The sequence below is a fragment of the Paenibacillus sp. OSY-SE genome, from assembly GCF_000283315.1.
GTDB classification, from domain to species: Bacteria; Bacillota; Bacilli; order Paenibacillales; family Paenibacillaceae; genus Paenibacillus_B; species Paenibacillus_B profundus.
Window position 1 is genome coordinate 61963 of sequence record NZ_ALKF01000170.1, and the last position, 6427, is coordinate 68389.

At 42.9% G+C, this 6427-nt stretch carries 5 protein-coding genes; 3 read left to right on the top strand and 2 right to left on the bottom strand.

From position 1 onward, the window contains the following. Positions 1 to 339 precede the first annotated feature (339 nt). Positions 340 to 843, top strand: a complete 504-nt coding sequence (locus A372_RS0110485) for a hypothetical protein (RefSeq protein WP_019420797.1) — start codon at positions 340 to 342, stop codon at positions 841 to 843. 188 nt (positions 844 to 1031) lie between these two features. Beyond that, positions 1032 to 1523, top strand: a complete 492-nt coding sequence (locus A372_RS0110490) for a DedA family protein (protein ID WP_026010999.1) — start codon at positions 1032 to 1034, stop codon at positions 1521 to 1523. A gap of 225 nt (positions 1524 to 1748) precedes the next feature. Here A372_RS0110490 and A372_RS0110495 read toward each other — a convergent pair whose 3' ends face one another. Both A372_RS0110495 and A372_RS0110500 read right to left on the bottom strand, forming a co-directional pair. Continuing rightward, positions 1749 to 2504, bottom strand: a complete 756-nt coding sequence (locus A372_RS0110495; RefSeq protein WP_019420799.1) for a CPBP family intramembrane glutamic endopeptidase — start codon at positions 2502 to 2504, stop codon at positions 1749 to 1751. A gap of 236 nt (positions 2505 to 2740) precedes the next feature. Then, the gene (locus tag A372_RS0110500) at positions 2741 to 3817 is read right to left on the bottom strand and encodes an ankyrin repeat domain-containing protein (RefSeq protein WP_019420800.1); all 1077 of its coding nucleotides are present in this window, start codon (positions 3815 to 3817) and stop codon (positions 2741 to 2743) included. A gap of 923 nt (positions 3818 to 4740) precedes the next feature. On the opposite strand from A372_RS0110500, the gene A372_RS0110510 reads away from it, so the two are divergent. Then, a complete protein-coding gene (locus A372_RS0110510) occupies positions 4741 to 5937 on the top strand; it encodes an IS110 family transposase (protein ID WP_019420802.1) in 1197 nt (398 codons plus the stop codon). The last annotated feature ends 490 nt before the right edge of the window (positions 5938 to 6427 follow it).

The following is a 6427-nucleotide window of genomic DNA, read 5'->3' on the forward strand; positions in this document are numbered from 1 at the left end:
GCATACAAAAGAAATGAAACGAATCGTAAGAGCCCCTGATTCATTAATTATCGCATCAGCAATATATACAAAATACGATCTCTTCACGTTCGACAAAGGTATGTTCTTCGCAGAAAGATATGGAATTAATTTGATTAAGGATATCGTTTGAAAATACAATGGCTGCTTCTTCAGATTTCTTCTCTTCTCATCTCATGGATTTTTATTAGACACTCCATCCTCTCCCATTAATCTCGTTCGTTTTAGATATACTCAAGTCTTGTTGAGCAATTTCCTTTTAACTGTTATACACTTGTGGCACTTAACGCTATTGAGAAGAAATATATGGGGGTGTTTTCGATGAAGGTGTGGTTAAAACATCCAGATCCAAACAATAAGTACGGAGCGAAGTTTACATTAGGGGATAGGGAGGTACAATTGACGGAAACTGCAATCATATCAGTAACACGTGGAGAAAAATTCAATATTTTCAGAATAATCATCAATGGAATTATTAATGAAATAGTAAAGAAACAACTTACTAAGAATGAATCTTTATTATATGCCGAACTCTCAGGAGAACTTCAAGGAGGAATTGGTCAGACCGTAACTGTATGGAAAGATGGGAAATCAATGAATTATTTTAAAAGCAAAGGTGTCCACAAGTTTGCAATGAGATTTTTTGGATGGGTGTTTTATAGCGGTAAAGTGCAAGCATATTTTTTAACATGGAGAATCTCGAACCAGATTCCTAATGACATAGAAATCGAAGAAGTAATTAAGAAATATGGAAGACATTTTGACGGGGGAAAGCTTGTCAGGCAAGCTCAACAACCTCCCAAAATATTGAAAGAGATGAAATGAATCATTGGAAATACATTTGAAGTTGAAAGTAATTCGAGAAGTTAGGCCCTTCAGCTAATACCGTTATTCACGGGGCCTGTCGGCTCCTTGGCCCGCCCGAGGAGTTTACCAGAGAAACCCATACACAGGCAGGACTGTTCCTGCGGTTTAAGTGAAAGTCTAAGTAGAGGTGGAATACCACGGAATGGATCTACGAAGCGATTTCTCAATATGGATATGCAGCATTATATCTGCTTCTGGCCCTTGGCATCGTCGGACTGCCTGTGCCGGATGAAATTTTGATGACATTGGTGGGGTACTTGTCATCTATATTTGTACTACAATATATCCCATCCCTTATGGTGTGTTTTGTCGGAACGATGACGGGAATGACGGTCAGCTATTTCATTGGCAAAAGGGTCGGAAAACCGCTCTTGGAAAGGTACGGGAAATGGGTGTTTCTCACCGCAGGCAAAATGGCTAAAGTAGAAAAATGGTTTCATCGTTATGGCCCATGGACCATTGTGTTCGGCTATTTTATTCCTGGCGTTCGGCATTTGACTTGCTATTTCTCTGGAATCACCGGGATGGGCTATAAAAAATATCTGCTGATTTCTGGGCTGGGCGCATTCGCCTGGTGCCTGATTTTTATTACGCTCGGTTATTTCGTTGGTCTTCACGCTTGGGAGCAAAGAAGCTGATTGATTTCGGAAGCAAGGAGGGAAAATGCTCATCGCAGGTGGGCAGAAGTCGACGTTTACGGATATTAAATTGAAAACTTCCAAGTTGAGATAGGAACAATAAATTATGGAATAAATCTGACGGCCCCCCCAGATTGGCTGCCTTAAGCCAGTGAGGGGTGCGAATATTGAAACGTTATCAGAAACCACCCCAAAACGATTTAAATAGGTGACTTATGAATAAATTTATAAATTCAATTCTGTACGCTTGGAAGAATTCAGCTTATTGGTACACAGCCATACGATAAAAAAGTTCAGCGCGACAACGATCACATTCCCTATCATGCCGCCCGTGTAGGGGAAACTGAAAATTGTCTGAAAGTAATTCCATGAAATATGGAATCCGATAGCAAGCCAGAGGCTGCCTGTTCTGACGAACATATAGATGAACATCAACCCAGCGGCAAAGGCCATAATAAAGGCAAATAAATGATACTGCGGATTCACCAAGTGCATGCACATGAACAATGCTGAAGAGACGAAAGCGGCAACCCAAGTGTTGCTCGTCTGCCGGATAGTCGTAAACAAATATCCTCTGAATAACACTTCCTCGCCCGTTCCGACTAAGATACACAGGATCAAATTAGGCAGGAGAAGTGACGTATCGATCGTTGATAAAAAGCTCGCTTCCACTTCTCCCGTGAGAATCATTTGCAAGCCAAGCAAAAGCGTGCAGGCAAAACCAAGGACAACGCCATACAGCAAATTTATAATACCTTTTACTGTTAGTCCAATATCGCTTAACGGCCTGCGATCGAACACCTTCAAACTGAAAACAACAGACAACGTCAAAGAAAGCGGAATGACCAAATTTGAAACTTTTCCCTGCCCGGTGACGAACTTGAACCCATATGCAATCGAAAAGAGCAGCGCGATAAAAATGAGGCCAAGCCTTAGTATCTTCCAAAATGTCTGTAAGTTCCTTTTTTTGTCTGTAACCACCTTGCTCCATTCCTTCCTGTCATCATATGGATGTTTGCTTATATCTTAAATATACGCTAGTTATTAAACCCAATACAACGAAACAATTTCAGTACACTCCTTAAAAATTTATTAACACCAAGGCAAGTTTCTTGCAGCGTAAAAAACGAAGAGCGGCTGACAAAATTAGCATTTTGTTCAGCCGCTCTCTCGATACATAATAAGTTTTAATCGACCTAGAAGGGATAGTCCTATAACTAAAGTTCTCCCTCAAGAATCTTTACCAGATACACTTCAGGATGTGCAAGGAACTCTTCAAAGCTGCACAGATCCGCATAGTCCCTGTGCTCCTCATCATAATAGCCTACACATTTGTGCTTCGGATTCCAGACAATTAGGATATCCGAGTAGTTGTCCACTTCCGCAGACAGCCGCAACAGTTTTTGCCGCCCGGCCTTCATCTCAATCGTATCGGTAAACGTGAAAAATTCGACATATTCAATGCCATAATCGTTCTCCGGCAAATCAATGCGCAGTTTGTCTCCCGTCAGGAAAGTCATGAGGTCTTGGGGCAGCTTATAGTTTTTCAGCGCATACCGTTTATTTTCCAGATCATGAAATGCAGGCGGCTCCAATGATTTCAAATATTCGGCCATAGCCGTGTTCTTGCTTCTTATCGCAATCGTATAAGCCCGTTCTCCATCTTTTTCCGGGATAGTGACATCTGCACCGTGTTCAACCAGGTATTTGACCATCGCAAGATCGCCATTTCTTGCTGCAACCGTTAAGGGAGTGGCTTTATACGGATATACCATATCCGGTTCGTTGAAGTTAATATCTACGCCATGCTCCAAAAAGAATGAGACTGTTTTCAAGTCATGTTTATTAACCGCTGTTCTCAGCGTTTTACCGCCATGCTTTTTAATATCCAAGCCAAGCTCATGAATAAGAGGGATGTTCTTTTCGTTTCCATAATAGGCCTGTTCGTAGGCACCTGATTGGACATTGTTGAGCGCGTTCAGCTTAGCTCCGTGAGCCGCGACATAACGGACGATCTCTTCTCCGCAATAGCGTACGGCAGTCAAGAAGGAGGGATTATTGTTGACATTCAGATGAACCCCATGCTCGACTAGCAGCTTCAGGACTTCCATCTGTTCTGAAAGGAGTGCAATATCTAAGGGACTCAATGTGGTGTACTGGCTTAGCGCGATACCTTGTTCGATATCCCAACCATTGGCAAGCGCTTCGCGCAGCGCCGGAACATTTCCTTCATGAATGTGCATCGCAATTACGGGGAGCGTATCGAAACTGCCGACATCCTTAAGTTTGATCATATGTATCCACTCCTGTATCGTATATTCAAACATACCGCCTGTTTGCGATAGAATGGGCTTGCCGTACAAGTTGCCGAGCGTTTCTACAAATCTTGCAAAATGAGCCGTGAATTTCTTCTCGGATGGTGAAGACTTCCTTGTATAAGTATATATAGACTAGAACTCATAAAACAACATATCTCTCCTGAATAACGGCAAGCTGCTCCCCGGCGGCAGTAAGCAATGAGACATGAGTATGACGTAAGCTGTGCTGGGTAAGCGATGTAGGAATGGGAGCACTATAGAACGCGGGGAGAACCCTGGATACAATTACGAGCATTTCACCGTCTTTGATAATCTTTCTATTCAGGATGACCGACTACGGGCGGTATTACGGACGTATGATAAATCATCTCTATGGTATCAAGCAGACCTCAAGGGAAAGCGTACAACAGCCACTGGGCGCATTTACACCGGATACACATACAAGGATGTCGTCATTACCCGGGATGATATCAAGGATAAACGGTTCATTGAGTTTTCAATAGGGGTGGATATCGGGGGCACTGACGCAACCGTGGCCACGAAAATATCCGAGGACTTCGGAAATATAAACATAGGAACCACCAAAGAAGAAACGGTCAGATAAAAAAGAAGAAGAGCCAGCAAAGTAAGCGCCCCGTAAATCGGACGGCGCTATTTCGTATTATGAGGTCAGCCAATTAATTTGGTTGGCCATTTTTTATAGGCTCCAGTATGATGGCGGTAGCCGGGAGAACGTGGCGCTATTAGGGGACAAACCCCGACATTAAAACTGTTCTCCCACTACCCCCGACAACCATGTTTGAGCTGGTAGGGACGAAATGATCTCGTATAACAAGCGAAGCTATGGAGTTGGAACCATCGTGGGAGTTGCCGGCTAATCCATAAACGGAGGGAGAATAATGAACCCTGTTGTAGGAGTTGATGTGGCGAAAGGTGAAAGTCAGATCCAAGCCTTTATGGACAAAGGAGAGCCTTTTGGTAGAAGTGAAAAGGTATCTCATACATTGAAGGGATTAGATAGGCTTGGTCAGGTTCTTATTCAACTAAAAGAAAAGACTGGAGAAACACCTGCAATCATCTTAGAAGCAACAGGACATTATCACCGTGTGCTGGTGTTGTATTTAGAACGAGAAGGTTATCCTGTCATAGTGGTTAATCCGTTGCAGGCGCAGAAGTTTAGAAATACTCAATTGAGGAAGGTCAAAACAGATGCCCGCGATGCCTGGTATTTGGCTGAAATGTATTATCGAGAAGAATGGAGTCCGAGCCGTTCACAGGAGACTAACCTTGTGGATTTACAACACTTAACAAGGCAGCATGAGTTCATAACCGGCATGTATGTACAGGAAAAATTAAACATGCGGTCGTTGTTAGATCAGGTGTTTCCGAACTATACGAACGTATTCTACCATCTGTATTGCAAGGCTTCACTGCGAGTATTAAGCTCTTGCTTGTCTGAGAATTGGGCATCCGAACGCGATATGAGAGAAGTTGAAGAGAGGATCGGGGAAGGGGTCTGCAATTCCAAATCTGTATCTTGGATAAGGGATAAAGCTGAGCGGCTTGTACTGGAACTTGACCATAATCCTATAAAGGAAACGAGCATAGGACAGCTAGTGGCGTTACAAAGCGTTGTATCGCTAGTCCTTCAGTTTCAAGAACAGTTGGAACTCTTGGAAGAAAAGATTACAGATATCGCAGAATCGATTCCGGCAGTAGACTTAGTTAAATCTATGCCAGGAATAGGGGACAAGCTTGCTGCAAGCATTATAGCTGAGATCGGAGATGCCAAGCAATTTAGCAATGCTAAGCAGTTAGTAGCCTTTGCAGGGTTGGATCCTAGCGTATACTCGTCAGGGAAGTTTGTAGCGACTAGCAGTAGGATTACAAAACGGGGCTCCAAACGCCTACGAAGGGCTCTATATTTAGCTGTACAATGCGGTATACGTGGCAGTAGGAATCCTAGAATACGTGAGTATTTTGATAAGAAGAGAGGCGAAGGCAAGCCCTACAAGGTAGTTGTGATTGCTTGCGCCAACAAGTTACTACATCACATCTACGCCATGTTGACACGGGGCCAGCCTTACAACGGATAAAACAATAATGACATAAACTTCCATAAATATAGGAAGTTTATTTGCTATACCCAAATTTAAGGATAGCTTACGACTTTATATTGTATCAACAAAATTATATTGACAAGTATTAGCTGGTTTTTATGCCCTCACGGCAGCGTGGGGGCTATTTAATTTAAAGGGGATGTGTATGTTGAGTGAACCGCTAAATGTTTCAAAAGTAGTCAACTGGTTCTCCGGTGTAGGGAGCGCCGTAGTACCTGGACTGCAATTTCTTTACGGAACAAGTCAAATCGTTGTAAGTATCATGGCTGCAATAGGATTTTTCATTTTAATGGATTTTGGAAAGCAAACTTGAACGGTCACTGAAGAGAAACGAAAAGAATGTTTGATTGGAGCCAATATGGCTATCGTGTTACAAGCCCATATGGAACGCGTAAGGACCCATCCCTTTAGTGGCAAGCCAACATTTCATACAGGTATTGACATTTTGACACTCCACACGGCTAAA

Bases quoted from the DNA above. Each gene is read 5' to 3' on its own strand.
- A372_RS0110485 (WP_019420797.1), top strand. From the start codon at position 340: ATGAAGGTGTGGTTAAAACATCCAGATCCAAACAATAAGTACGGAGCG.
- A372_RS0110500 (WP_019420800.1), bottom strand. From the start codon at position 3,817: ATGATCAAACTTAAGGATGTCGGCAGTTTCGATACGCTCCCCGTAATT.
- A372_RS0110510 (WP_019420802.1), top strand. From the start codon at position 4,741: ATGAACCCTGTTGTAGGAGTTGATGTGGCGAAAGGTGAAAGTCAGATC.